Source organism: Pseudomonas allii (assembly GCF_055380095.1).
Genome location: NZ_AP039450.1, coordinates 4,421,589 through 4,446,465 on the forward strand (window position 1 = coordinate 4,421,589; position 24,877 = coordinate 4,446,465).

26 protein-coding genes and 1 tRNA gene are annotated in these 24,877 nt (G+C 60.3%); 3 read left to right on the forward strand and 24 right to left on the reverse strand.

Features of this window, described 5'->3' with window-relative positions; all coding sequences use genetic code 11:
* Nucleotides 1–2: 2 nt before the first annotated feature.
* The 16 genes from ACZ445_RS20085 to thrS all read right to left on the reverse strand — a co-directional run bounded on the left by ACZ445_RS20085 (nucleotide 3) and on the right by thrS (nucleotide 16,460).
* Nucleotides 3–917: a Fe(3+) dicitrate ABC transporter substrate-binding protein FecB gene (locus tag ACZ445_RS20085; RefSeq protein ID WP_375166150.1), complete on the reverse strand. Its 915-nt coding sequence runs from the start codon at nucleotides 915–917 to the stop codon at nucleotides 3–5.
* Nucleotides 918–1,269: 352 nt separating this feature from the next.
* The gene (locus ACZ445_RS20090; RefSeq protein ID WP_310864205.1) at nucleotides 1,270–3,660 is read right to left on the reverse strand and encodes a TonB-dependent receptor; all 2,391 of its coding nucleotides are present in this window, start codon (nucleotides 3,658–3,660) and stop codon (nucleotides 1,270–1,272) included.
* An 85-nt stretch (nucleotides 3,661–3,745) separates the two neighbouring features.
* Nucleotides 3,746–5,356: a gamma-glutamyltransferase family protein gene (locus ACZ445_RS20095; protein ID WP_179040597.1), complete on the reverse strand. Its 1,611-nt coding sequence runs from the start codon at nucleotides 5,354–5,356 to the stop codon at nucleotides 3,746–3,748.
* Between the two features lie 30 nt (nucleotides 5,357–5,386).
* A complete protein-coding gene (locus ACZ445_RS20100; RefSeq protein ID WP_310864204.1) occupies nucleotides 5,387–6,166 on the reverse strand; it encodes an amino acid ABC transporter ATP-binding protein in 780 nt (259 codons plus the stop codon).
* A gap of 2 nt (nucleotides 6,167–6,168) precedes the next feature.
* Nucleotides 6,169–6,945 carry an amino acid ABC transporter permease gene (locus ACZ445_RS20105; RefSeq protein WP_058426249.1) on the reverse strand — a complete coding sequence of 259 codons (777 nt, stop codon included), beginning with the start codon at nucleotides 6,943–6,945 and terminating at the stop codon, nucleotides 6,169–6,171.
* 12 nt (nucleotides 6,946–6,957) lie between these two features.
* A complete protein-coding gene (locus ACZ445_RS20110) occupies nucleotides 6,958–7,764 on the reverse strand; it encodes an ABC transporter substrate-binding protein (RefSeq protein WP_179029779.1) in 807 nt (268 codons plus the stop codon).
* Between the two features lie 65 nt (nucleotides 7,765–7,829).
* Complete coding sequence (locus ACZ445_RS20115) at nucleotides 7,830–8,504, reverse strand: GntR family transcriptional regulator (protein WP_179029780.1); 675 nt, start codon at nucleotides 8,502–8,504, stop codon at nucleotides 7,830–7,832.
* Nucleotides 8,505–9,003: 499 nt separating this feature from the next.
* Nucleotides 9,004–9,080: transfer RNA gene (locus ACZ445_RS20120), tRNA-Pro, on the reverse strand.
* A gap of 90 nt (nucleotides 9,081–9,170) precedes the next feature.
* Nucleotides 9,171–9,527, reverse strand: coding sequence for a MerR family transcriptional regulator (locus ACZ445_RS20125; protein ID WP_310864203.1), 357 nt, complete (start codon nucleotides 9,525–9,527; stop codon nucleotides 9,171–9,173).
* Nucleotides 9,508–9,810 carry an integration host factor subunit alpha gene (gene ihfA / locus ACZ445_RS20130; protein WP_002553164.1) on the reverse strand — a complete coding sequence of 101 codons (303 nt, stop codon included), beginning with the start codon at nucleotides 9,808–9,810 and terminating at the stop codon, nucleotides 9,508–9,510. The genes ACZ445_RS20125 and ihfA overlap by 20 nt, the downstream gene beginning before the upstream one ends.
* A gap of 3 nt (nucleotides 9,811–9,813) precedes the next feature.
* Complete coding sequence (gene pheT, locus ACZ445_RS20135) at nucleotides 9,814–12,192, reverse strand: phenylalanine--tRNA ligase subunit beta (protein ID WP_058426252.1); 2,379 nt, start codon at nucleotides 12,190–12,192, stop codon at nucleotides 9,814–9,816.
* Nucleotides 12,193–12,219: 27 nt separating this feature from the next.
* Nucleotides 12,220–13,236: a phenylalanine--tRNA ligase subunit alpha gene (gene pheS, locus ACZ445_RS20140; protein ID WP_003192486.1), complete on the reverse strand. Its 1,017-nt coding sequence runs from the start codon at nucleotides 13,234–13,236 to the stop codon at nucleotides 12,220–12,222.
* 108 nt (nucleotides 13,237–13,344) lie between these two features.
* Nucleotides 13,345–13,701: a 50S ribosomal protein L20 gene (gene rplT / locus ACZ445_RS20145; RefSeq protein WP_002553161.1), complete on the reverse strand. Its 357-nt coding sequence runs from the start codon at nucleotides 13,699–13,701 to the stop codon at nucleotides 13,345–13,347.
* 30 nt (nucleotides 13,702–13,731) lie between these two features.
* The gene (rpmI, locus tag ACZ445_RS20150) at nucleotides 13,732–13,926 is read right to left on the reverse strand and encodes a 50S ribosomal protein L35 (protein WP_002553160.1); all 195 of its coding nucleotides are present in this window, start codon (nucleotides 13,924–13,926) and stop codon (nucleotides 13,732–13,734) included.
* A 60-nt stretch (nucleotides 13,927–13,986) separates the two neighbouring features.
* A complete protein-coding gene (gene infC / locus ACZ445_RS20155) occupies nucleotides 13,987–14,538 on the reverse strand; it encodes a translation initiation factor IF-3 (protein ID WP_169850653.1) in 552 nt (183 codons plus the stop codon).
* Nucleotides 14,538–16,460 (reverse strand): threonine--tRNA ligase, encoded by a 1,923-nt coding sequence (thrS, locus tag ACZ445_RS20160; protein ID WP_058426253.1) that lies wholly within the window; start codon nucleotides 16,458–16,460, stop codon nucleotides 14,538–14,540. Before thrS ends, infC begins: the two co-directional genes overlap by 1 nt.
* Before the next feature lie 367 nt (nucleotides 16,461–16,827).
* Between thrS and ACZ445_RS20165 the strand changes: the two genes are divergently transcribed.
* Nucleotides 16,828–17,142 carry a hypothetical protein gene (locus ACZ445_RS20165; RefSeq protein WP_081049314.1) on the forward strand — a complete coding sequence of 105 codons (315 nt, stop codon included), beginning with the start codon at nucleotides 16,828–16,830 and terminating at the stop codon, nucleotides 17,140–17,142.
* Nucleotides 17,143–17,431: 289 nt separating this feature from the next.
* The gene (locus ACZ445_RS20170; protein WP_003234260.1) at nucleotides 17,432–17,644 is read left to right on the forward strand and encodes a cold-shock protein; all 213 of its coding nucleotides are present in this window, start codon (nucleotides 17,432–17,434) and stop codon (nucleotides 17,642–17,644) included.
* Between the two features lie 73 nt (nucleotides 17,645–17,717).
* Here ACZ445_RS20170 and ACZ445_RS20175 read toward each other — a convergent pair whose 3' ends face one another.
* Nucleotides 17,718–18,038 (reverse strand): I78 family peptidase inhibitor, encoded by a 321-nt coding sequence (locus ACZ445_RS20175; RefSeq protein ID WP_310864202.1) that lies wholly within the window; start codon nucleotides 18,036–18,038, stop codon nucleotides 17,718–17,720.
* Between the two features lie 144 nt (nucleotides 18,039–18,182).
* Nucleotides 18,183–18,491 carry a hypothetical protein gene (locus ACZ445_RS20180; protein WP_058426279.1) on the reverse strand — a complete coding sequence of 103 codons (309 nt, stop codon included), beginning with the start codon at nucleotides 18,489–18,491 and terminating at the stop codon, nucleotides 18,183–18,185.
* 170 nt (nucleotides 18,492–18,661) lie between these two features.
* Here ACZ445_RS20180 and ACZ445_RS20185 point away from each other — a divergent pair, with 170 nt between their 5' ends.
* Nucleotides 18,662–18,874: a hypothetical protein gene (locus ACZ445_RS20185; protein ID WP_010209115.1), complete on the forward strand. Its 213-nt coding sequence runs from the start codon at nucleotides 18,662–18,664 to the stop codon at nucleotides 18,872–18,874.
* Nucleotides 18,875–18,907: 33 nt separating this feature from the next.
* Here ACZ445_RS20185 and ACZ445_RS20190 read toward each other — a convergent pair whose 3' ends face one another.
* Genes ACZ445_RS20190 through ACZ445_RS20215 form a run of 6 tightly spaced genes read right to left on the reverse strand, consistent with a single transcriptional unit; the run spans nucleotide 18,908 to nucleotide 24,857 of the window.
* Complete coding sequence (locus ACZ445_RS20190; protein ID WP_310864201.1) at nucleotides 18,908–19,936, reverse strand: nucleoside hydrolase; 1,029 nt, start codon at nucleotides 19,934–19,936, stop codon at nucleotides 18,908–18,910.
* A gap of 25 nt (nucleotides 19,937–19,961) precedes the next feature.
* On the reverse strand, nucleotides 19,962–20,366 hold the full coding sequence (gene rbsD, locus ACZ445_RS20195) for a D-ribose pyranase (RefSeq protein WP_058426256.1): 405 nt from the start codon (nucleotides 20,364–20,366) through the stop codon (nucleotides 19,962–19,964).
* A complete protein-coding gene (rbsK, locus tag ACZ445_RS20200) occupies nucleotides 20,363–21,280 on the reverse strand; it encodes a ribokinase (RefSeq protein ID WP_058426257.1) in 918 nt (305 codons plus the stop codon). The genes rbsD and rbsK overlap by 4 nt, the downstream gene beginning before the upstream one ends.
* A gap of 23 nt (nucleotides 21,281–21,303) precedes the next feature.
* Nucleotides 21,304–22,326: a LacI family DNA-binding transcriptional regulator gene (locus tag ACZ445_RS20205; RefSeq protein WP_058426258.1), complete on the reverse strand. Its 1,023-nt coding sequence runs from the start codon at nucleotides 22,324–22,326 to the stop codon at nucleotides 21,304–21,306.
* Between the two features lie 3 nt (nucleotides 22,327–22,329).
* The gene (locus ACZ445_RS20210; RefSeq protein WP_010209107.1) at nucleotides 22,330–23,307 is read right to left on the reverse strand and encodes an ABC transporter permease; all 978 of its coding nucleotides are present in this window, start codon (nucleotides 23,305–23,307) and stop codon (nucleotides 22,330–22,332) included.
* Nucleotides 23,304–24,857 (reverse strand): sugar ABC transporter ATP-binding protein, encoded by a 1,554-nt coding sequence (locus ACZ445_RS20215; protein WP_058426259.1) that lies wholly within the window; start codon nucleotides 24,855–24,857, stop codon nucleotides 23,304–23,306. The genes ACZ445_RS20210 and ACZ445_RS20215 overlap by 4 nt, the downstream gene beginning before the upstream one ends.
* Nucleotides 24,858–24,877: the final 20 nt, after the last annotated feature.

A 24,877-nucleotide genomic window follows, 5' to 3' on the forward strand; every position in this document is an offset into this window, starting at 1 on the left:
GGTTATTGGCTCAATACGGCTTTGCCGCCTTTAAGAATCGCCAACGCGTCCTCGGCGATCTGCTCCGACGCCAGCACACCACGGTTGCGCGCCCAGCTGTCGCCATCCACTTCGGCCACGTGCTTATTGCGCACGGCGCCGAGCACTTGCCACAACGGCTGCTTGCTCCAGCTGTCGACGATGCTGGGGCGACGGTAATGACCCACCAGCAACCAGCCCGGATCGAGGGCCAGCAACTGTTCCAGGCTGACGAACTCGGTGGGCGCGGCATTGGCGCGTACCGCTGGGACTTTCAGGCCGATGGCCGCAAGCACGCTGCCGGCGTAGGAGTCCGGGCCATGCACGGAGAAGCTGTCCTCACGCGCCACACCAAACAACACGCTGGCGCCGGCCGGGATCTGTTGCGCAATGGCCTTGAGGTTTTCACGGTTCTTCTGGATGCGCGCCTCCATCTGCGCACTCTTGCCGAGGGCCTTGCCGATCAGCTCGGCGGATTTGAGGCTGCCCTGGTAATCCTCGCCACGGGACGGCAACAGCAAGGTCGGCGCGATGCTCGCCAGGTCGCTGTACAGCGCCTGATGGCGATTGAGGTCAGCCACGATCAGGTCGGGCTTGAGCCGGGCGATTTCCTCGATGCTCGGCTGCGAGCGCAGGCCCACCGACTGCCACTGGCCGATGGCCTGGCGTACGCGGGGCAACACGCGGTTGGCATCGCCATCATCGGCGGCGCCGACCGGGGTGACGTCAACGGCGGCCAGGCTGTCGAGAAAGGAGAACTCCAGCACCACCACGCGCTTGGGGGCATCGGGCAGATGCACGGCGTGCTGGCCGTCGTTGAGGTCGATGGGGGCGGCGCTCAGCAGGCTGGACGAGAACGCCAGCACACAGGCGGCCAGGGTGGGGATGGAACGCAGCATTCGCATGACAAGGACCTCGGCGTTAACACACCCCGGCTAGACAGGCCGGGGAAAACGGCGGGTACTATTCCATATCGGCGCGGCGTGATCAAAAAACATTCTCATTTATAACCTGCTCGGCGCTGTGGATGCTGGCTTCCTGGGGGGCTGGCTAGTGTGGTGACTGGTTTGTGTGGTGAGCGGGCTTCTGTGGTGAGCGGGCTTGCCCCGCGCTGGGCTGCGCAGCAGCCCCAACAAGAACACCACATCGTGCCAGGTAGAACGCGGTGCCAGGTTTTGGGGCGGCTTCGCCACCCAACGCGGGGCAAGCCCGCTCACCACAGGAAGCCCGCTCACCACAATAAGCCCGGTGTCAGAAGTCGACGGTGGCCGACAGCAGGTAGGTGCGCGGCGTCGACAGGGTCAGCCCCGGCTCGCTGTCATCCGATGCACCGGCCGAGCTCCAGTAGCGTTTATCGGCGACGTTCTCCACATTCGCCCGCAGGGTGATGTGCTTGTCGTCCACCTTGAAGCCATAGCGCGCGCCGACGTCGAGACGGTTCCAGGCGTCGATTTCCTTGACATTGGACTGGTCCAGGTACTGCGAGCTGGAGTAGATGCCACGGCTGGTCAACGTCAGGCCTTCCAGGCCCGGCACGTCCCATTCGGCGCCGAGGTTGACGTTGTACTTGGGCGTAGCCGGCGCACGGTTGCCGTCCCAGGTGCCATTGGTGGTGTCTTTGAGCTTGCTGTCGATGTACATCACCCCACCCAGCAGGCGGAAGCCCTTGAGCGGCTCGCCGAACACGCTCAACTCCACGCCGGAGTTCTCACGCTTGCCATTGGGCCCAAACAGCCGCGTGGTCGCATTGGTTTCATAGGCAGGCTGCTTGATGCGAAACACGGCGGCGGTCACCGCGAAGGCACCGGCATCGTACTTGGCGCCCACTTCCACCTGGCGGCTGATGAACGGCGGGAAGATCTCGTCTTCGTTTCTCGACGTCGACGGCGCGATCTTGCCCTGGCTCAGGCCTTCCATATAGTTGGCGTACAGCGACAACTTGTCGGTGGCCTTGAACAGGATGCCGCCCGACGGCGACACCTTTTCTTCGTCATAGGCGGTGTCGCCTTTGATCCCGTCGCTCCAGTCAGTCACCTTGACCCGCTGCCAGCGCGCACCGAGGGTGAGCAACAGGCGGTCGTCGAAAAAGCCCAGGGTGTCGGACAAGGCCACGCCGCTGAATTTGTTTTCGGTGTAGACCTTGGGATCGAAGCGCGTCGGCCGTGACGGCGTCTGCGACTGCACCGGATTGTAGAGATTGCTCGACGGCGCTGTATAACGCGCACCGCCGTTGGTGAAGTCCATGTCGAAGTAGCTGGCGGCCAGGTTGACCTCATGGCTCACCGGCCCGGTGTGGAACCAGTTGCGCACGCCGGCGGTGTAGGTGCGCACGTTTTCATCGCGGGTGAAGTCCCGTGGCTGCACGCTGAAATCGCCGGCCGCATTGGTCACCGAAACCGCGTGGCGCAGGAAGTCGTGGTTGCTTTTGCGCGCGCCCACGCCACCGTAGAGCATCACGTTGTCACTGAGGTCGTACTCGGCGTTGACCGTACCGAACGTGTCATTGGTGCGCGCCTTGCTCCACGACTGCGCATAGTTGCGGCGCACATCGTTGGCACTCGGCACCGGCGCAGCGGCCGCCACCTGCACACGCTCCTGGGGGGCATCGGTGTCGCGCTCGGTGTGGCCGATATCGGTGGAAAGGCGCAGGCGCTCGCCGCGAAAATCCAGGCCCAGCACGGCCATTTCGCGGTCGACGCTCTGATGGTCCCAGGCAGTGTCGCCGGACTGCTTCACGCCGTTGAAGCGAATGCCGTACTGGTTGTCCTCGCCAAAGCGTCGGCCAATGTCGACCGCGCCGCCGGCCTGGCTGTCGGACGCCCAGTTGCCGGTAAACGAGTTGATGTCCTTGTCGGTGGCGCGCTTGGGCACCACGTTGATCCCGCCGCCCACGCTGCCGCGCGGCGAGATGCCGTTGATCAACTGGCTCGGGCCTTTGAGGATGTCGACGCGGTCGGCCATTTCCATGTCGATGGTGTACGTCGGCAGCACGCCATACAGGCCGTTGTAGGCCACATCGCTGTTGAACAGGCTGAACCCGCGAATGGTGAATTGCTCGTAGCGCCCACCGGCCGGGTTGGTGGCGCGCACCGAGGGGTCGGCGGCGATCAGGTCGCCGAGGGTGCGCGCCTGCTGGTTCTTCACGGCTTCCTGGGTGTAGGTGGTGATGCTGAACGGGGTCTCCATGAAGTCCCGCGTGCCGAGCATGCCCTGCGCCGTGCGGCGCGCCACCTGGCCACCGGCGTAGGTGTCGCCGTCGTACAGGCCGGTGGTGCCGAGGATCGACGTGGGCGCCAACTCCAGGCTGCTGCCCTCCGGCACCGGCACCAGCATGTAGGCCTGCTCGCCCATGGCTTGCAGTTGCAGGCCAGAGCCTTGCAGCAGGCGGGCAAAGCCCTCCTCCACGCCGTATTCGCCGGACAGGCCACTGCTGCTGCGCCCACTGACCAGCGCTGGGTCCACCGACAGGTTGACCCCCGACAGCCCGGCAAAACGCGTCAGCGCCGCACTCAGGCTGCCGGCCGGCACTTGGTAGCTGCGGCGGGCGGCGGTGTCTTCGGCGTAGCTGACGGCGGCGAAAAACGGGCTGGCGCTGAGGCTCAGCATCAGGCTCAGTTTGAGCAAGGGGCGGACTGCGGGCATTGGCGGAAGCTCTCGATATTGTTCACTTGCCTGGAATGACAGGCGAGATGAAAAAAAGGGACAGGCTTCAGCCAATTTTTTTCGCTTACCACACTGCGATCGTTGAATCCGTCCTTGGCTCCGTTCCGCCGCACAATACACCACTGACCGGATCCCGCAGGATGATCTGGCCACGCCCGTAGTCGGTGAGGTCGCTGGCGATCTGCACCTGATGCCCGCGCCGCGCCAGGGCATTGGCCAAGTCCCGGGAAGCACCCTGTTCGATGCCGACCTTCATGTCGCCCAGCCATTGCCAGCGCGGCGCGTCCAGGGCCGCTTGCGGGTTGAGGCCGAAGTCCACCAGGTTCATCACCATCTGCACATGGCCCTGGGGCTGCATGTAGCCGCCCATCACGCCAAATGGCCCGAGGGCCTGTCCGTCCTGGGTAAGGAAGCCGGGGATGATGGTGTGGAAGGTTTTCTTGCCCGGTGCCAGGCAGTTGGCGTGACTTGGGTCGAGGCTGAATTCCTGCCCACGGTTCTGCAGGGCGATGCCGCTGTCGGGCAGCACCACGCCGGAGCCGAAGCCGTGGTAGTTGCTCTGGATGAACGAGACCATATTGCCCTCGGCATCCGCCGTGGCCAGGTACACCGTGCCGCTGGCATGGGGGTCGCCGGGCTTGGGCGGCTGCGCCTGTTCGCCGATCTGCCCACGGCGGCGGGTGCTGTAGGCATCGCTGAGCAGGTCGGCGACGGCCACGCGCATGTGCAACGGGTCGGTGATGTAGTGCAGGCCGTCGCTGTAGGCGAGTTTCATCGCCTCCAACTGGCGGTGCCAGGTCTGCTGGCTGTCGCGGTGATCGAAGCTGAAGCCTTCAAGGATTTTCAACGCCATCAGCGCCACCAGGCCCTGGCCGCTGGGCGGGATTTCCCAGACGTCCACCCCCCGGTAGTTGACGTGGATCGGGTCCACCCATTGGGCGCGATAATCCTGGAGGTCGCTGGCGCGCAGGTAGCCACCACTGGCCTTGGCGTGAGCGTCCAGGCGTTCGGCCAGGGCACCGCGATACAGGCTTTCGCAACGGGTAGCGGCGAGTTCTTCCAAGGTACGTGCCTGGGCCGGGTTGCGGAATATCTCACCCGCCCGTGGTGCGCGGCCTTCGATGAGGAACGTGTCGAACCAGGCGTCCAGGGCCGGGTCACGATGGGGGCTGAATTCATCCAGCGCGGCCTGCCATAGCTGAGCGATCACTGGCGACAGCGGGAAGCCGTCACGCGCCAGGCTGATGGCCGGTTGCAGCAACTCGGCAAACGGCAACTTGCCAAAACGCTCGGACAACTCGGCCCAGGCCGAGGGGCAACCGGGCACGGTGACTGGCGTCCAGCCATACAGCGGCATGCGGTCGTGCCCCGCCGCCTTGACCGCCTCGATACTCAAGGCCGCCGGCGCGTGGCCGTTGCCATTCAGGCCATGCAACCGGCCCTTGCACCAGACCAGCGCGAACGCATCGCCGCCCAAGCCACAGCCGGTGGGCTCCACCACCGTCAGCGCGGCCGCCGTGGCAATCGCCGCATCAATAGCGTTACCGCCCTGTTGCATGATCTGGATACCGGCCTGGGCCGCCAGGGGCTGGGACGCCGCAACCATGCCGCGACGGGCAAATACGCTTTGGCGTTGCGAGGGATAGGGGTACTCGTGAGCAGAAAATTTCAACATGGCAAAGGCTCTTCCACACAAGGTTTCGGGTCATAACACACGGCTGAGAAACGCTCGGGTCCGCGGATGGCTGGGGTGGCTGAAGATCTGTTCCGGCGGCCCTTGCTCGATGAGTTCACCCTGGTCGAGCACCACCACACGGTCGGCGACTTCACGGGCAAAGCCCATTTCGTGGGTGACCACCACCATGGTCATGCCCTCCTCGGCCAGCTCCTTCATCACTTGCAGCACCTCGCCGACGGTTTCTGGGTCGAGGGCACTGGTAGGTTCGTCGAACAGCATGGCCTGGGGTTTCATCGCCAAGGCGCGGGCAATCGCCACCCGCTGCTGCTGGCCGCCGGAGAGCATCGACGGGTAATGGCTGGCCTTGTCCGCCAGGCCGACCCGCGCCAGCAATCCTCGGGCTTGCTCCAAGGCCTCGGCGCGCGGTGTACCGAGCACCTGGATCGGCGCTTCGATGATGTTTTCCAGCGCTGTCATGTGGGGGAACAGGTTGAAACGCTGGAACACCATGCCGATGTCGCGGCGTTGGCGCGCGATGTTGCGCTCCGAATCGCGTACCAGGCTGCCATCGCTGCGCTCGCGATAGCCCATGGCACGACCGTTGACGCGGATGCGCCCACTCTGGATGTCTTCCAGCAGGTTGATGCAGCGGATAAAGGTGGTCTTGCCCGAGCCGGAGGCGCCGATCAGCACCACCACTTCGCCGCGCCGCACTTGCAGGGAGATGCCCTTGAGGATCTGCAGGGTGCCGAACGACTTGTGGATGTCCAGCGCCTCGATGATCAGTTCTTCACTCTGGTGCGCCATGGTTATCGTCCCCTCAGCAGTTTCAAGGTGCTGCGCCCGAACATGCGACTGGACGCCGGTGGCGGCGCGGATGGCCGGTCGGACTGGCCGAAGCGCGCCTCCAGCCAGCGCTGGAAAAAGCCCCACAGCGTGGTAAGCATCAAAAAGTAAATCGCGACCACCAGGTACAACTCGAACACGCGGAACGTCGCCGAGGTGACCATCTGCGTGCTGAGCAGCAACTCCTGCACGCCGATCACGCTGACCAGGGTGGTGTTCTTGAGCATCACGTTGAACTCATTGCCCAGCGGCGGCACGATCACGCGGAACGCCTGGGGCAGCACGATGCGCCGCATCAGCTTGGCAAAGCCCATGCCCAGGGAACGCCCGGCTTCGTATTGGCCCTTGTCCACCGCGCCGATGCCGGCGCGGATGATCTCGGCCATGTACGCGCCTTCGTTCAAGCCCAGGGCAATGATCGCCGCCTGGATATTGCCGGGGATAACCAGGCCGAACAGCGCGATGTCCTCGAAACGGAAAATCCCGCCCGCCGCCAGCGCGGTGTACAGGAATACGATCTGCACCAGCAGTGGCGTACCGCGCATCAGCCACACATAAAAGCGTACCGGCAAGTGCAACAGCGGGTTCTTCGACAAGCGCAGCAGCGCCGCCGCCAACCCCAGCACGCAGCCCAGCAGCATTGCCGACACCGCGATCAGGCAGGTCAGCCACAGCCCGGTGAGGTACACCCCGCTCGGCTGCAACAGGTACTGCCAGAACACATCCCAATTGAAATTCATCGCCGGTGTGCCTCAGTCGAGTGTGTCGCTGCTGACATGCCACTTGTTCAGCAACTGGACGTAGCTGCCGTCGCTGCGCATGTCGCTGATCACCTGCTGCACGGCGGCGGTGAGTTGCGGGTCGTCCTTGCGCATGCCCAAACCGGTGAGGATGCGGCTGAACGCTGGCACGCCTTCCTGGAACAGGTCCGGGGCCATGGCGGCGTAATAGCCGGCGGTTTCCACGGTGGTGCCGTAGGCGTCGACCTGGCTGATGCGCAGGGCCTGGAAGGCGTCGGTGTCGGTGTTGTACACCACCAGTTTCATCGGCGGTTTGCCGGCCTTGGCCAGGCTGTCGTTCTGCGCGTCCAGCAGGGTCTTGATGGTAGAGCCGTTGAGCACCGCGACCTTGTGCCCGGACAGGTCATCCAGGCTCTTGATGCCCTTGGGGTTGCCCTTGGGCACCACCACCGACTGGCTGGAATACATGTAGTTGACGATGTCGATCACCTGGCGCCGTTCGGGTTTGTCGAACAGTTGGTCGACGATCATGTCGCACTGCTGGGCGAGCAGCGCCGGCACCAGGCCAGAGAACGGAATCACCCGCCACTGCACCTTTTTGTCGCCCAGGCGCTTGGCGATCTCCAGGCCCAGGTCGATGGTGAGGCCGCGGGGTTTCTGCGCTTCATCGAAGGACACCAGGGGCGGTGAATCCATCCCCGAGCAGTAGGTGAGTTTGTCGACGTTCTTCAGGCGCTCCGGCACCTGGGGCGCAGCAATGGCCCATTGGGTACAGAGGCCGAGGGAGACAGCCATCAGCAAGGCGCGGTGTTTATGCATGACCAGACACTCCAGTTCGTTGATTAACGGGGCAGGACTCAACGTCAACACACAGCAGGTGTTTCTTATTGTTGTTGTTCGGTTTGCAGGAACTGGATCAGCGCCGGTACGGTGCCTTCGATGTGTTCGCGCACCACGGCTTCGACGCGGGCGGCGTCACCGGCACGGATCGCGTCGAGGATCACCGCGTGTTCCTGGCGGGCACTGAGGGGTTTTTCGCCGTGTTGCAACCACAGGCGCATCGGCGCTTCGACCAGCGAGTACAGTGCCGAAATCTGCTTCATCAGGCGTGGGCGGCCACTGAGGCTGCACAGGTATTCGTGGAAAGCGCGGTGGCGGCTGACCCAGGCGGCACTGTCATCGCGGTAGTCGTCCATCGCATCAAGCAAGCGCTCCAGCGCGGCCAACTGGCGCTCGCCGATGCGCCCCACCGCGACGCGCACCGCCAGGCCTTCGAGGGCGCTGCGCATTTCGAACACTTCGTGCAGTTCATCGATATCCAGGCCGCTGACGATGGCACCGCGATTGGGCCGCAACGTCACCAGCCCCTGGGCGTCCAAGCGGCGAAAAGCTTCGCGTACCGGCATGCGGCTCATGCCGATCTCGCTGGCGATGTCCTCGGCAATCAGACGGTCGCCTTTGCGGTAACGACCGCCGCAAATGGCATCGAGCAGGAAGTTGTAGGCCTCCTCCTCGGCGGTGAGGGGCTGGCGGTCAACGTAAGCGGGGGCAAATTGCATCGGCAGCACCTTTTGAATTTTTGTATCCAATTATCCATGGATACGAAAAAGCAGGATGTGTGCCAAGTATAGGGGGATGAGCCAACTGATTGATTAGGATGAAATAGAAGGGGAATTTCGGCTCAAACGCGAACGTCCTAAGTAGGCAGCTGCTACCAAATGGCGCAGGAAGTGCACCCTCTGTGGGCGGAAGTAACGGGAGGTTGCGCCTGGCTGCGACCTGCTTATTTTTGACAAACGCCCCACTTGGCTAGGGTGACGCCGTCTGAGCGCGATGGAAGTATCAAAATGGCCGCTCAGTTTGAACAAGCGTCCCTCTACTACCGCACGACATGCAGCCATCCGCTCATGTCGGGCATGCAACTGGCCCAGGCAATCGCAACGCAAGAATGGCGGGACTTTCTCCTGCATGCCTTCGAGTGCATCGGGTAGTTTTGCGCGCGCACAAAAAAGCCGATCTATCTGATCGGCTCAAGTGTCTGATTTTACTCAGGAATAATGGTCGGGACGGAGTGATTCGAACACTCGACCCCTAGCACCCCATGCTAGTGCGCTACCGGACTGCGCTACGCCCCGACTAGGCGTGTTACTGGGTTTGCTTCTTGACGAAGCGAACCGGAATATACCGCAAGCTTTTGAAATGTGGAAGTATTTTAAAAGCCGGATTTACTTTTTCAGCACCAGCAGCACATCTTCGAGTTCGGCGATCATCTGGCGGATCATTTGTTTGTATTGGGTGGTGTCGTCTTTGGCTTCATCACCGGACATACGCTGACGCGCGCCGCTGATGGTGAACCCCTGGTCGTAGAGCAACGCACGGATCTGTCGGATCATCAGCACATCCTGGCGCTGATAATACCGACGGTTCCCGGTGCGTTTGACGGGGTTGAGTTGAGGAAATTCCTGCTCCCAATAGCGCAGCACGTGTGGTTTTACCGCACAGAGCTCGCTGACTTCACCGATGGTGAAGTAGCGTTTGCCTGGGATGACGGGTAGCTCGTCGTTATGACTTGGTTCCAGCATAAGCCTCAACTCGGGCCTTCAACTTCTGCCCTGGACGAAAGGTGACCACACGGCGAGCCGTGATCGGGATTTCTTCTCCCGTTTTTGGATTGCGGCCAGGCCGCTGGCGTTTGTCCCGCAGGTCAAAATTGCCGAAACCGGACAATTTGACCTGTTCGTTGTCTTCCAGAGCGTGTCTGATCTCTTCAAAAAACAGCTCGACCAATTCCTTGGCCTCGCGCTTGTTCAGACCCAACTCTTCGTACAGACGTTCCGCCATCTCAGCTTTCGTCAAAGCCCCCATACGTCACTTCCTTAACGTGGCGTTCAACCTTTGTTCGAGCGAGGTGAGGATATTTTGTGTCGTGGTATTCACCTCATCATCATTAAGAGTGCGCGATGGATGCTGCCAGGTCAAGCCAACTGCAAGGCTTTTTCTATGCGGATCAATACCTTTACCCTGATAGACGTCAAATAGCCTGAGGTCTGTCAGCCATTCCCCTGCATTTTCACGGATTACATCCAGAACGGCAGTGGCGGCCACGTCACGGTCGGCAATCAGCGCCAGGTCACGACGCACTTCAGGGAAGCGCGACAGCTCGCTGAATTTAGGCATTTTGCCCGAAGCCACTTCAGCCAGGAGCAGTTCGAACACAAACACCGGACGATCAAGACCGAGAGTTTTCGACAGTTCAGGGTGAAGGGCACCGACGAAGCCCACCAAACGCCCTTCGCGCTCAATGCGTGCAGTTTGGCCTGGGTGCAATGCCGGGTGGCTGCCTGGTACGAAGGTGAACGCGTCCAGTGCACCGGCAAAGCCCAGCACCGCTTCCACGTCAGCCTTGACGTCAAAGAAGTCGACGGCATCGCGGCCCTGAGCCCAGCCTTCCGGCAGGCGGCTACCGCAAACAACACCAGCGAGCATCGGCTCTTGCTTCAAACCATCCAGTTGCCCCACAAAGCGCAGGCCACTTTCGAACATGCGTACGCGGTCTTGCTGACGGTTCAGGTTATGGGAAAGTGCTTTCACCAAGCCTGGCCATAGGGACGAACGCATGGCTGCCATGTCGTTGGAGATCGGGTTCGCCAACAGCAGCGGCTCGACGCCCGGGTTGAACAGTTCGAACTGCTTGGGATCGATGAAGCTATAGGTCACGGCTTCCTGGTAGCCACGGGCAACCAGCAGTCGGCGCAGCTCAGGCAAATGCGCACGCGCCTCGGCCTTCGGTTGCGGCGCCAGACGTGCTTGCGGGTAACGAACCGGCAGGCGGTTGTAGCCGTAGAGGCGAGCCAGTTCTTCGATCAGGTCGACTTCCAGGCTGATATCGAAGCGATGGCTTGGTACTTCAACGGTCCACTGCCCTTCCCCGCCTGCGGAAATACGCAGGCCGAGGGCGGACAACAGTTGCTCGATTTCAGCGGACTCAATAACCAGGCCAAGCATCTGCTCAACGCTTTTGGCGCGCAGGGTGATCGGCGCAACCGACGGCAAGAACTGCTCGTTGACAGTTTCGGTGATCGGGCCGGCTTCGCCGCCGGTGATTTCCAGCAGCAGGCCAGTGGCGCGCTCCATGGCTTCACGGGCGAGGTTCCAGTCCACGCCGCGCTCATAGCGGTGCGAGGCGTCGGTGTGCAGGCCATAGGAACGGGCCTTGCCGGCAATAGCGATCTGGTCGAAGAATGCGCTTTCGAGGAATACGTCGCGAGTGGTCGCGGATACGCCGCTGTGCTCGCCACCCATCACCCCGGCAATCGCCAGGGCGCGGGAGTGGTCGGCGATGACCAGGGTATCGGCACGCAGGCTGACTTCCTGACCATCGAGCAGCACCAGTTTCTCGCCTTCTTCCGCCATGCGCACGCGGATGCCGCCGTTGATTTCGGCAAGGTCGAACGCGTGCAGCGGTTGACCCAGCTCCAGCATCACGTAGTTGGTGATGTCGACGGCAGCGTCGATGCTGCGCACGTCAGCACGGCGCAGGCGCTCAACCATCCATAGCGGGGTTGGCTTGGACAGGTCGACGTTGCGGATTACCCGGCCCAGGTAACGCGGGCAGGCGTTGGGTGCCAGCACGTCGATCGGGCGTACTTCGTCGTGCACAGCGGGTACCGCAGCAACGACCGGACGCGTGACCGGGGCGTTGTACAACGCGCCCACTTCACGTGCCAGGCCGGCCAGGGACAGGCAGTCGCCACGGTTCGGGGTCAGGTCGACCTCGATGCTGGCGTCTTCCAGCTCCAGGTAAACACGGATGTCCTGGCCCACGGGCGCGTCGGCCGGCAGTTCCATCAGGCCATCGTTGCCCTCACCCACCTGCAGCTCGGCCTGGGAACAGAGCATGCCGTTGGACTCAACGCCACGCAGCTTGGCTTTCTTGATCTTGAAGTCGCCCGGCAGCTCGGCACCGATCATGGCGAACGGGATCTTCAGGCCCGGACGCACGTTAGGCGCTCCGCACACGACCTGGAAGGTTTCCGCGCCATTGCTGACCTGGCACACACGCAACTTGTCGGCATCCGGGTGCTGTTCGGTGCTCAGCACCTCACCCACCACTACGCCACTGAAAACACCGGCGGCCGGCGTAACGCTATCGACCTCAAGACCGGCCATCGACAAACGAGCGACCAGCTCGTCGCGATCTACCTGCGGGCTTACCCAGCCACGCAGCCATTGTTCACTGAATTTCATCCTGCTCTCCTAAAGATTCGTTACGACTTAGCGAAATTGCGCGAGGAACCGCAAGTCGTTGTCGAAGAACAGACGCAAGTCGTTCACGCCGTAACGCAGCATGGCCAGACGCTCAACGCCCATGCCGAAGGCAAAGCCCGAGAATTCTTCCGGATCGATGCCGGACATGCGCAGTACGTTGGGGTGAACCATGCCGCAGCCCATCACTTCCAGCCAGCCGGTCTGTTTGCAGACGCGGCAGCCTTTACCGCTGCACATCACGCATTCCATATCAACTTCAGCGGACGGCTCGGTGAACGGGAAGAACGATGGACGGAAACGTACCGCCAGCTCCTTCTCAAAGAACACCCGCAGGAATTCTTCGATGGTGCCCTTGAGGTCGGCGAAGTTGATGTCGCGATCAACCAGCAGGCCTTCGACCTGATGGAACATCGGCGAGTGGGTGATATCGGAGTCGCTGCGGTACACACGGCCTGGGCAGACGATGCGGATCGGCGGCTTGTTCGCTTCCATGGTGCGGACCTGTACCGGCGAGGTATGGGTGCGCAACAGCATGTTCGCGTTGAAATAGAAGGTGTCGTGCATCGACCGGGCCGGGTGGTGGCCTGGGATGTTGAGCGCCTCGAAGTTGTGATAGTCGTCTTCGACCTCAGGGCCTTCGGCAATGCCGTAGCCGATGTGGGTGAAGAACTGTTCGATACGTTCCAGAGTCCGGGTGATCGGATGCAGACCGCCCGAGGCCTGACCACGGCCAGGCAGGGTTACATCAATGGACTCGGCGGCGAGCTTGGCCGCAAGATCGGCCTCCTCGAGCGACGCCTTGCGCGCATTGAGCACCTCTGTGACACGCTCCTTGGCGACGTTGATCAGCGCACCGACTTGCGGACGCTCTTCAGCCGGCAAATTTCCCAGGGTCTTCATCACCTGAGTCAATTCACCCTTTTTGCCAAGGTAGTGAACCCGGATTTGCTCCAGGGCATTTACATCTTCAGCGCTTTGCACAGCCTCGAGGGCTTGAGCGACGAGCGCGTCCAGGTTTTCCATGTACAGACTCCAGATACAAAATAGGGGAAGAGCTTGAAGGCTCTTCCCCTATTTATGACGTTTAACACCTTGGGCTACAGAGTAACCCAGGGTGACTGTCGGGGGTACTTAAGCCAAGGTGGCTTTAGCTTTCTCGACAATCGCAGCAAACGCCGCTTTTTCGTTCACTGCCAGATCAGCCAGAACCTTACGGTCGATCTCGATGGACGCTTTTTTCAGGCCGGCGATGAAACGGCTGTAGGACAGACCGTTAACACGTGCACCAGCGTTGATACGAGCGATCCACAGAGCGCGGAACTGACGTTTTTTCTGACGACGGTCACGGTAGGCGTATTGGCCTGCCTTGATTACCGCTTGCTTGGCAACACGGAATACGCGTGAACGCGCGCCGTAGTAGCCTTTAGCAAGTTTCAGAATTTTTTTGTGACGCTTACGGGCAATGACGCCACGCTTTACACGAGCCATGAGTTACTTCCTCTATTCTTGATCCAAAAATTAACGAAGGCGCAGCATGCGCTCGACTTTTGCCACGTCAGACGGATGCAGCAAGCTGCTACCGCGCAGTTGACGCTTACGCTTGGTCGACATTTTGGTCAGGATGTGGCTCTTGAAAGCGTGCTTGTGCTTGATACCGTTAGCAGTTTTCAGAAACCGCTTAGCAGCACCACTTTTAGTCTTCATCTTTGGCATGTTCGGATACTCCGCATTCAGTTGATAAACATAATCAGAAGGCCTGCCGTGCCCTGTTGATTACTTCTTCTTTTTCGGGGCGATGACCATGATCAGCTGGCGTCCTTCCATCTTAGGATGCTGTTCGACCGAACCGTACTCGAGCAGGTCAGCTTCAACCCGCTTGAGGAGTTCCATCCCCAGCTCCTGGTGGGCCATCTCACGGCCGCGGAATCGCAAGGATACCTTGGCCCTGTCCCCATCACTCAGGAAACGTACCAGGTTGCGCAGTTTTACCTGGTAATCCCCTTCCTCCGTCCCTGGACGAAACTTGATTTCTTTTACTTGAATCTGCTTCTGGTTCTTCTTCGCTGCAGCAATCTGCTTCTTCTTTTCGAAGATCGACTTGCCGTAGTCCATCACCCGGCAAACAGGCGGGACTGCGTCGGCGGAGATTTCCACCAGGTCCAATTTGGACTCTTCAGCGATACGAAGCGCTTCATCAATCGAGACGATGCCAATCTGCTCGCCGTCAGCGCCAATTAACCGAACCTCGCGTGCCGAGATATTCTCGTTGATCGGGGCTTTCGGTGCAGCTCGTTTATCTTGTCTCATTTCACGCTTAATAATAATTACTCCGAATCTGGGCGACCACGCCGGGAAACCGCTTGCGCGAGGAACTCAGCGAACTGGGCGACGGGCATCGAGCCCAGGTCAGCACCTTCACGAGTACGCACAGCGACAGTCTGCATCTCGACTTCCCGATCTCCGATAACCAAAAGATAGGGAACCTTGAGCAAAGTATGCTCGCGGATTTTAAAGCCGATCTTTTCATTTCTCAAGTCGGACTTGGCACGAAATCCGCTTTCGTTGAGTGTTTTTTCAACTTCAGCGGCAAAATCTGCCTGTTTATCAGTGATGTTCATGATCACTGCCTGGGTCGGAGCCAGCCACGCAGGGAATGCACCCTCGTAGTGCTCGATCAGGATCCCGACGAACCGTTCGAACGAGCCAAGGATCGCCCGGTGCAGCATAACCGGGTGTTTACGGCTGTTGTCTTCGGACACATATTCGGCGCCCAGACGGATCGGCAGGTTAAAATCGAGCTGCAGGGTACCACACTGCCAGACGCGGCCAAGGCAATCTTTCAGCGAGAACTCGATCTTCGGACCGTAGAACGCACCTTCACCCGGTTGCAGGTCGTACGCAAGCCCCGCACTGTCAAGCGCAGCGGCCAGTGCAGCTTCGGCGCGGTCCCACAGTTCGTCGGAGCCAACGCGTTTTTCCGGACGAGTGGACAGCTTCATCTCGACTTCGGTAAAGCCGAAATCGCGATATACATCCATGGTCAGCTTGATGAACGCGGCGGATTCAGCCTGCATCTGCTCTTCGGTGCAGAAGATGTGGGCATCGTCCTGAGTGAAGCCACGCACGCGCATGATGCCGTGCAACGCACCCGATGGCTCGTTACGGTGGCAGGCACCGAACTCAGCCAGGCGCATCGGCAACTCGCGGTAGCTCTTCAGGCCCTGGTTGAACACCTGCACGTGGCACGGGCAGTTCATCGGCTTGATGGCGTAGTCGCGGTTTTCCGACTGGGTGGTGAACATGTTGTCGGCGTAGTTGGCCCAGTGCCCGGATTTCTCCCACAGGCTGCGGTCAACGACCTGGGGCGTCTTGATCTCCAGGTAGCCGTTCTCGCGCTGAACCTTGCGCATGTACTGCTCGAGCACTTGGTACAGGGTCCAGCCGTTCGGATGCCAGAACACCATGCCCGGCGCTTCTTCCTGGAGGTGGAACAGGTTCAGGCGCTTGCCGATCTTGCGGTGATCGCGCTTTTCGGCTTCTTCGATGCGCTGGATGTAGGCCGCCAGCTGCTTCTTGTCAGCCCACGCGGTGCCGTAGATCCGCTGCAACTGCTCATTCTTCGCATCACCGCGCCAGTAGGCGCCGGACAGCTTGGTCAGTTTGAACGACTTAAGGAAGCGCGTGTTCGGCACGTGCGGGCCACGGCACATGTCGACGTATTCTTCGTGGTAGTACAGGCCCATGGCCTGCTCGTCCGGCATGTCTTCCACCAGGCGCAGCTTGTAGTCTTCGCCACGGGCGGTGAACACGTCGATCACTTCGGCGCGCGGCGTGACCTTCTTGATCACGTCGTAGTCTTTTTCGATCAGCTGATGCATGCGCTGTTCGATCGCAGCCAGGTCGTCCGGAGTGAAAGGACGCTCGTAGGCGATGTCGTAATAGAAGCCTTCGTCGATGACCGGGCCGATCACCATCTTCGCGGTTGGGTACAGTTGCTTGACCGCATGGCCAATCAAGTGCGCGCAAGAGTGGCGAATGATCTCCAGCCCCTCTTGATCCTTGGGCGTGATGATTTGCAGGCTGGCATCGCCGGTGATCAAGTCGCTGGCATCGACCAGCTTGCCGTCGACCTTGCCGGCCACGGTGGCCTTGGCCAGGCCTGCACCAATGGATGCGGCGACCTCGGCTACGGAAACTGAATGATCGAATGAACGTTGACTGCCGTCGGGAAGAGTAATAGTTGGCATGGCGCCTCCTCTCCTAGTGGTGACCCCTACCAAAGGTCACGTGGGTTGGGATGAGCCAGTACAAGATCCAACACCAGGCCGTTCAATGATGAACGCCTGCCTTACAGCGGCAGGAGCCTTTCGGCCAACCGATAATCGAACCAGAGTGACTGGAGTGAGCTAAAAAGAACATGGCAAGGCGGCAATTGGTACGCCTGGAAATAGCCAAGCGCAAGATGCTAGCACAGATGAACGGTCATCGCGGCGCTGCTATCTTGTGTAACGACAAAATCCGCGCTTTATAGCTGCAAAAGTGAACTTGAGCTGTACGCAATGCCTCAAACCCACTGAGAATCGCCGTTCGTCCTCGACTCAAAGGAGCATCCTCATGATGCGTTTTACTTCTACCCTCGCTCTCGCCGCTTCCCTGACCCTCCTGTCCCTCGGTGCACAGGCAGCCGCCCCGTCGAATTGGCCAGCCGGTGCCCGTGACAGCTTCGTCAACGACTGCAGCGCAGCCGCCAGCCAGAACGTAGACGTCAAGACCGCCAAAGACCACTGCGAATGTGGCGCTGACAAGATCAATGCCGAATTGAGCACTGCCGAAATCAAGGAACTCATGACCAACCCGAACGCCAAGCCTGAGCTTAAAAACAAAGCGGTCGCGGCTATTTCGTCCTGCAAAGTCGTGAAGAAAAAGTAAGATCCGCCACAGATCAGACGGCTTTTTATCGGGCAAAACAGCCTGAAAACTGCCATTTCTCACAAAATACGCAGCTTTTACGGCTTTTTTTACCTGTTGATATTTCGAGCGAAAGCCCCGTAGATCGGGGCTTTCAGCCGGAACAGGTACTAAACGCAACGCTATTGATTAGCAAACAATGCCTTGGGGGGGCTCCCAAGCCGAACATTTCGACTATGATAGCCCGGTGTGCCCAGTTGGCCTGAGCAGCACAGCACTACTGAAAATATATGTTTCTTGGAGATACACCATGTCTAATCGCCAAACCGGCACCGTTAAATGGTTCAACGATGAAAAAGGCTTCGGCTTCATCACTCCTCAAGGTGGCGGTGACGACCTGTTCGTACACTTCAAAGCTATCGAAAGCGACGGTTTCAAAAGCCTGAAAGAAGGCCAAACCGTTTCCTTCGTGGCTGAGAAAGGCCAAAAGGGTATGCAAGCTGCACAGGTTCGCGGCGAGTAATTCTCCGCTGAGCTAAAAAAACCCCGTCCATGTGACGGGGTTTTTTATGGGCGCTGCAATAGCCTTGAGAGACTTAGCCGCAATTGACCCGCATGATCACCAGGTTGTCATCGGTGTTCAGGTTGAGGCGTTCGGAGCGGTATTCCAGGGTGATCATATCGTTAGGCTTGAGGATGCGTGCGTTCTGCGCACCGGCACGGGTACGCGCCTGTTCCAGCAACTGGGGCGAGGCTTTCTGGCCGATCGTGAATTCGGCGGCTTTCGACTCACAGCGGCTATGACCGGCATCGGCCACGGCGGCGTCTTTGGCTGGCTCAGAGGCACCCGGGGTGCTGCAACCCGCCAATGCGAGTGCCGCCAACAAAGTACCGAATGATGCGAGCTTCCAAGGCATGAAGCCTCCTATGATAAAAAATGGACAGAGATCGTGCGACAGCGATTGGGCGGATTGGTTTCAAGACGTAAACCGCCGCCGGGCAAGTTTGCCTGAGTCGGGACAGGCATTCGCCCGCTCAATCGTGACCGGATATGAATATGCTCAGTAGATGTCGATGTAGTCGAACGCCGGCTTCGGCCAGTTTTCCTTCAGAGCATTGAAGATCTGCGTCACCCAGACCTCATCACTGGCGGCAACATTACCTACGTATCCGGAGCCCTTGGCCCATGTCTCCAGGCGAAACAGCAGCTCGTCGATATCCACGCCACCTACAACCCTTCCTGAAGAGATATAGGCGATTCCGGCCTTGGTCACGCGCAACTGGGCATGTTCATCGTCACTGGCGCTGGCGAGAAGCTGACGCACATTCGCCAGCGTCAGGTTCTCGGGGTTGTTCAAATCGATCTGCACGTGGTGTCCCCGGCAATTAAACAGGCGGACAGTGTCGCACAGCAGCAACGTCATGCCGAATCGCCTCATGCCTAAGTATCAGTGCCAAACACGATGCAAAATGGTTAACTGGCCCGGTAAGAACCGCGTTCCAGCGCATTGCCCTGTACTTTCAGCCCCGTGAGACCTTCATGACCACCGTAACGCTCCAAGCCGATATCAAAGCCAAGTGGCCCCAAGGACAAAGCTCATACAGCCCCGGCAGCCCAGAGGAATTGGCGATTATCGGCATCGACCTGCTGGTCAAGGAACTGGGTACGCAGGCAGCGCAAGCGTTCATCGGCCAGATATTCGAGAAATACCCGGCCGACCACATGGGGGCACACGACCCCGAGCGCGAATAAGAACCGGCTGGCGAACGCCGACCGGTCAACCCATTACTTCAGACGCGCCAGGCGCTCGGTCAGCAGATCGAAGAAGCCCTGGGCATCACCGTTCTCCACCCAGAACGCGTTCTTCGGTTGTTTCAGGCCGTCGTACCAGTCGACGATGGTCTGGCCGAAGGTTGGACCTTCACGGCTATCCACCACCACATTGACTTCACGACCGTTGAACAGCGAAGGCTTGAGCAGGTAAGCCACGACGGTGGCGTCATGCACCGGGCCGCCTGGAATGCCGTAGTGCTCCATGTCGCCCTTGACGTATTCATTGAGAATATCGCCAACCACCTTGCTCGCGTTGTTCTTGAGGTCGGCGATCTTTTTCAGGCGGGCTTCGCTGGTCAATACCTTGTGGGTCACGTCCAGCGGCAGGTAAGTCAGCTTGACGCCGCTCTTGAGCACAATTTCAGCCGCAACCGGGTCGGCGAACAGGTTGAACTCCGCCACCGGCGTGATATTGCCGCCGTTGAAGTGCGCGCCGCCCATCACCACCACTTCCTTGATGCCCTGGGTGATTTCCGGTGCCTGGGTCAGCGCCAGCGCCAGGTTGGTCTGCGGGCCGAGCATCGCGATGGTGATGCTGTGCGGCTTGGCAGTGCTGAGGGTCTTGATCAGGTAATCAACCGCATTGCCGTCAGCCAGGCCCTTTTTCGGCTCATGCACGGCGACACCGGAAATGCCTTCTTTACCGTGGATATTCTCGGCGTAGATCGGCTTGCGCAGCAGCGGCGCTGGCGCACCGGCGTACACCGGAATGTCCTCGCGCCCTGCCCACTCGCGGGCCAGGCGCGCGTTGCGGGAGGTCTTGTCCAGGCGCACGTTGCCGGCGACAGTGGTGAGCGCACGAATGTTCAGCTCATCCGGAGAGGCCATGGCGAACAGCAACGCCACCACATCGTCGGCACCAGGGTCGGTGTCGATGATCAGGTCGATTTTTTCCGCCGCCTGGGCGCTTGCAGCAGTGAGTGCGGACAAAAGCAGGACACTCCGGAACAGGTTTTTCAGGGTTGGAAGACCATATTGCATAAAACACTCCTTGTCGTTGAGAACACTAGAACGTTACGCCGGACACCAGCGCGATATTGCAGTAGGGCTGGCATTCACCGGTGCGCACTACCGCGCGCGCCTTGTGAGTGAGCTGCTTGAATTCGTCATGGCTGACCAGGCGCCGCTCACCAAGGGCCGCCTGCTCTGTGAGTGCATTCAGCTCTGCCAAGGAGGGTGGTTGCTTGAGAAGGATTTCTTCCGCCAGCACATGGCGTTCAACCTGCATCTCGCTGAGCACGATACGTAAGGTGCTGATGAAATCCGGGATGCCCTGGGTCAACGCCAGGTCGATCAACTCGACACCCGGCGGCACTGGCAGGCCAGCGTCACCGATCACGAGGATGTCACCGTGACCCAGCGAGGCGATCACACGCGACAGGGCAATATTGAGCAGAGGTGTCTTTTTCATGAGGGTACAAAACCTTGTACGTCGTGCAGCGTTGGAATAGAGGGTTGCGCACCGGCGCGGGTGACCGACAACGCCGCCGCGACCTGGCCAAAACGAATGGCCTCGGCCTCGCTCTTGCCGTTGGCCAACGCCGCCGCAAAGCCACCGACGAACGTATCACCCGCTGCCGTTGTGTCTACCGCCTTGACCTTGGGCGCAAGCAGGTGCTCGAAATTCAGGCCGTCGGTAAACAGTGCGCCCTGGGAGCCCAGGGTGATGATGACTTTGCCGGCGCCCGCCTGGATCAGGTGGGTGGCCGCGGCCTTGGCACTGTCAATGGAGTCGACGGCCACACCACTCAGTGCGCCAGCTTCGCTTTCATTGGGGATCAGGTAATCGATCGAGGCGTACCACTCAGCCGGCAACGGCGCGCTGGCCGGTGCAGGGTTGAGGATCACCGTCTTGCCCAGCTCACGACCGCGCTTGAGGGCATAACCCACCGTATTCATCGGCACTTCCAGCTGGCAGACGATCACCTCAGCCGCCTGCAGCACCGCATCAAACGCCTGCAATGAGGCTGGCGTCAGTTCGCCGTTACTGCCCGCCACGATCACAATCGCGTTCTGGCTGCTGTCATCGACCACGATCAAGGCCACGCCACTGGAACCGTCCACGGTGCTGACGGCCTCGCAATCGATGCCTTCCACCACCAACGCATCGCGCAACTGGATGCCATAGGCATCGCTGCCGACACAGCCGATCATCGACACATCGGCCCCCAAGCGTGCGGAGGCTACCGCCTGGTTCGCGCCCTTGCCACCAGGCACGGTTGAGAATGCCTGACCGATCAAGGTTTCACCGGCACGGGGCAACCGGCTGGCACGGGTGACCAGGTCCATGTTCAAGCTGCCTATTACCACTACTTTTGCTGGCATACATCAGTACTCATCAATTCGGTTCAGCGGTATTGGGCGAACGTACCGGAGACAGGTGCCGTCGACTCACGCAACACGATGCTCGGCGTCACGATGCGTTGATCAATCGGCATTTGAGGTGTTGCAATTCTTCGCAGTAAAAGTTCGGCCGCCGTCTCGCCCAGTTGCACGATCGACTGCCCGACCGTGGTCAGCGCCGGGTAGACGTAACGGCTCATTTGAATATCATCGAAACCGATCACCGACAGCTCACCCGGTACGCGGATATTGCGCTCTGCCGCTGCACGCAACACGCCGAAACCAATCATGTCGTTGCTGGCAAAAATCGCACTGGGCGGGTTTTGCGCCAGCAAATGCACAGCGGCGGCGTAACCGCCTGTACTGGTGAAATCGCTTTCCTGGATGCGGTTGGCGGCCACCTCGACACCGGCCTCTCGCAGCGCACGGTGATAGCCCGCCAAACGCATTTGCGCAACACGGGTATGGGCAGGGCCGCCGATGCAAGCAATATCGCGATGGCCCAGTTCGAGCAAGTGCCGGGTCGCCAGATAGGCGCCCTCCTCGTGATCGATACGCACCAGGTCCACATCAATGCCATCCAGCGCCCGGTCGACAATCACCATGGGCGTGCGCACCGCGCTCAAGCCGGCGGCAAGGCCACTGTCGTCACCGCCCACCGAGGTCACGATCAAGCCGTCGACGCGCTTTTCCAACAGCACGCGCAAATAGTTGCGTTGCTTTTCAGCATTGTCGTCGGAGTTGCAGAGGATCACGCAGTAGCCGTTACGCTCGCAGTAATCCTCGATGCCGCGAGCCAATTCCGCAAAATACGGATTGAGGCTGTTGGGCACCAGCAAACCGATGGTTGCCGTGGTCTTGGCCTTGAGTGAGCGCGCGACGGCACTGGGCACATAGTCGAGCTGCTTGATCGCCGCTTCAACCTTGATGCGCACCGGCTCACTGACCGGGCGAGTCTTGTTCACCACATGGGACACAGTGGTATAGGAAATACCCGCAAGCGCTGCCACATCCTTGATCGTTGCCATGGGTCAGCCCCGCCGACTGGCGCGCTGGCTGCGGTAGGTGTCGAGGACCACGGCGATCACGATTACGGCACCGGTGATGATGCGCTTGGTCGGTTCCGTAGCACCGATCTGCGCCAGGCCAGCTGCCAGTACCGAAATAATCAACACTCCAAAAAAGGTACTGATCACCGAGCCGCGCCCACCCATCAGGCTGGTGCCGCCGATCACCACTGCCGCAATCACTTGCAGCTCCAGGCCGGAACCGGCGTTCGGGTCCGCCGCTTCCAGGCGCGAAATCTGGAACAGCGCCGCCACGCCGGCCAGCAGGCCCATGAGGCTGAACACCAGGATCTTGTAAGGTTTTGGATTGATTCCCGCCAGGCGCACAGCCTCTTCGTTGGTGCCGATACCGATCAGGTAGCGACCAAACACAGTGCGGGTGAGCACCAGCTGCGCGGCGATGATCACCAGCAAGGCGATGATGAACGACGGAGAAATACCAAAGGCAATCGGGTTGGACAGCCAGGCAAACGAATCCCCGATGTAAGCGGTGCGCGAGCCGGTCATCTGGTAAGCGACGCCTCGGGCCATTTCCAGCACGCCGAGGGACACGATGAACGATGGTATGCGCCAGGCCACGGTGATCGAGCCGGTGATGGTACCGGCCAACGCCGCGCAGCCCATGCCCAGCACGGCAGCCGGCAACACGCTCCAGCCCCAGCCGAGGATCGCTACGCTGACGGCCGATGCAGCCAGTGCCAGCACCGAGCCCACCGACAGGTCGATCCCACCGATGATCAGGATGAAGGTCATGCCCACCGCCAGTACCATCAGGTCCGGAATCTGGTTGGCCAGGGTGCTGAAGGTGTCATAGGACAGGAAGTGATCGCTGAGCACCGAGAACAGCGCAATCATCGCCAGCAAGGCACCCGCAAGACCCAGGTAGGTGCCCAGGCCATAGAAGTTGCCGCCGGTCTTGCCAGGGGAAGTTGTGGTTTTCATGGGGTATCCCTAAGCACTGCGTCGTTGAGCAGCGCATCACGTTTCTGATAGCCAGCAAAGGCGGCGGCGAGCAATTCGTCCTGGGTCCAGCTGTCGCGCTCGAAGGTCTCGATCAAGCGCCCGGCGGACAACACGCCGATGCGGTCGCAGATCAGCATGAGTTCACGCAGATCACTGGACACCACCACCAGCGCTTTGCCCTGGCGGGTCAACTCGCCAAGCAAGGCGTAAATATCGAATTTGGCACCCACGTCGATGCCACGGGTCGGTTCGTCAAACAACATCACCGAGCAGTCGCGCTCCAGCCAGCGGCCAATCACCACCTTCTGCTGGTTACCGCCGGACAGTTCGGAAACCAGCTGCGCCGGACTGGAACTGCGGATGCGCATGGCGTCGATCTGACGCTTGGCCAAGGCGGTTTCGTCACGGCTGTTGACCACGCCACCGCCGGAGATTTCCGGCATGTTGCCCAGGGCAATATTGGCGCTGATGGACTGGGTCAGCAGCAGGCCCTCACCCTTGCGGTCTTCGGTGATCAGGGCAATGCCGTGGCCCACCGCATCCACAGGAGAGCGGATGCTCACCACCTGGGCCGGCGAACCAAGCGCCACGGTGCCGCTATCGGCCAGGTCGGCACCGAAGATCAGGCGTAACAACTCAGTACGACCGGCACCTATCAGGCCGGAGATACCGTAGATCTCACCGGCGCGCACTTCAAAGGACACATCGCGGACCTTGTCCGAGCGAGTCAGGCCTTTCACCGTCAAGGCCGGACCACCAATGGAGCGCGGGCCCAGGTCGATGTGCTCGCCCAGCTCACGACCGACCATCAAGGTGACCAGTTGCTCACTGTTGTAATTGGCCATCGGCTCGACACAGACCAGTTTGCCGTCGCGCAGAACCGCAATGCGCTGGGCAACACGGGCCAGCTCTTCCAGCCGGTGCGAAATGTAAATGATCGCCACGCCCCGAGCCTGCAGGCGGGTGATTTGTTCAAACAGCATCTCGACTTCACGGGCCGTAAGCATGGCCGTGGGTTCGTCAAGGATCAGTACGTGGCAATCGCCGATCAGGTTGCGGGCGATTTCGACCATTTGCTGATGGCCAATGCCCAGGCTGCCAACCAGCGTGTCCGGATCAATGGCATCCAGCCCGACCTGGGCCATGGCCTCGATTGCAGCCTTGCGCAGTTGCTTGCGGCTGATCCAGCCACAGTGGCTGGGCAGGTTATCCAGGAACAGGTTTTCGGCAACAGTCAGTGTCGGCAGCAGGTTGAGCTCCTGCATGACCATACGTACGCCCAACTCTTCAGCCTGGGTGCGGCTGCCAGGGCGAAAATCCTGGCCGTTGAACTGCATGTGCCCGGTAGTCGGCGTGACCAGCCCACCGATGATCTTCGACAAGGTACTTTTGCCTGCGCCGTTCTCTCCGGTCAGCGCCAGCACTTCCCCGCGATTGAGCGTCAGGGTGATGTCGGACAGAACCGGTTGGGCATAGGTCTTGCCGATACCGCTGACCGAGAGGACAGCGTTCGGGGCGGAAGATGACATAGGAAAATCTCCAGGCGCCC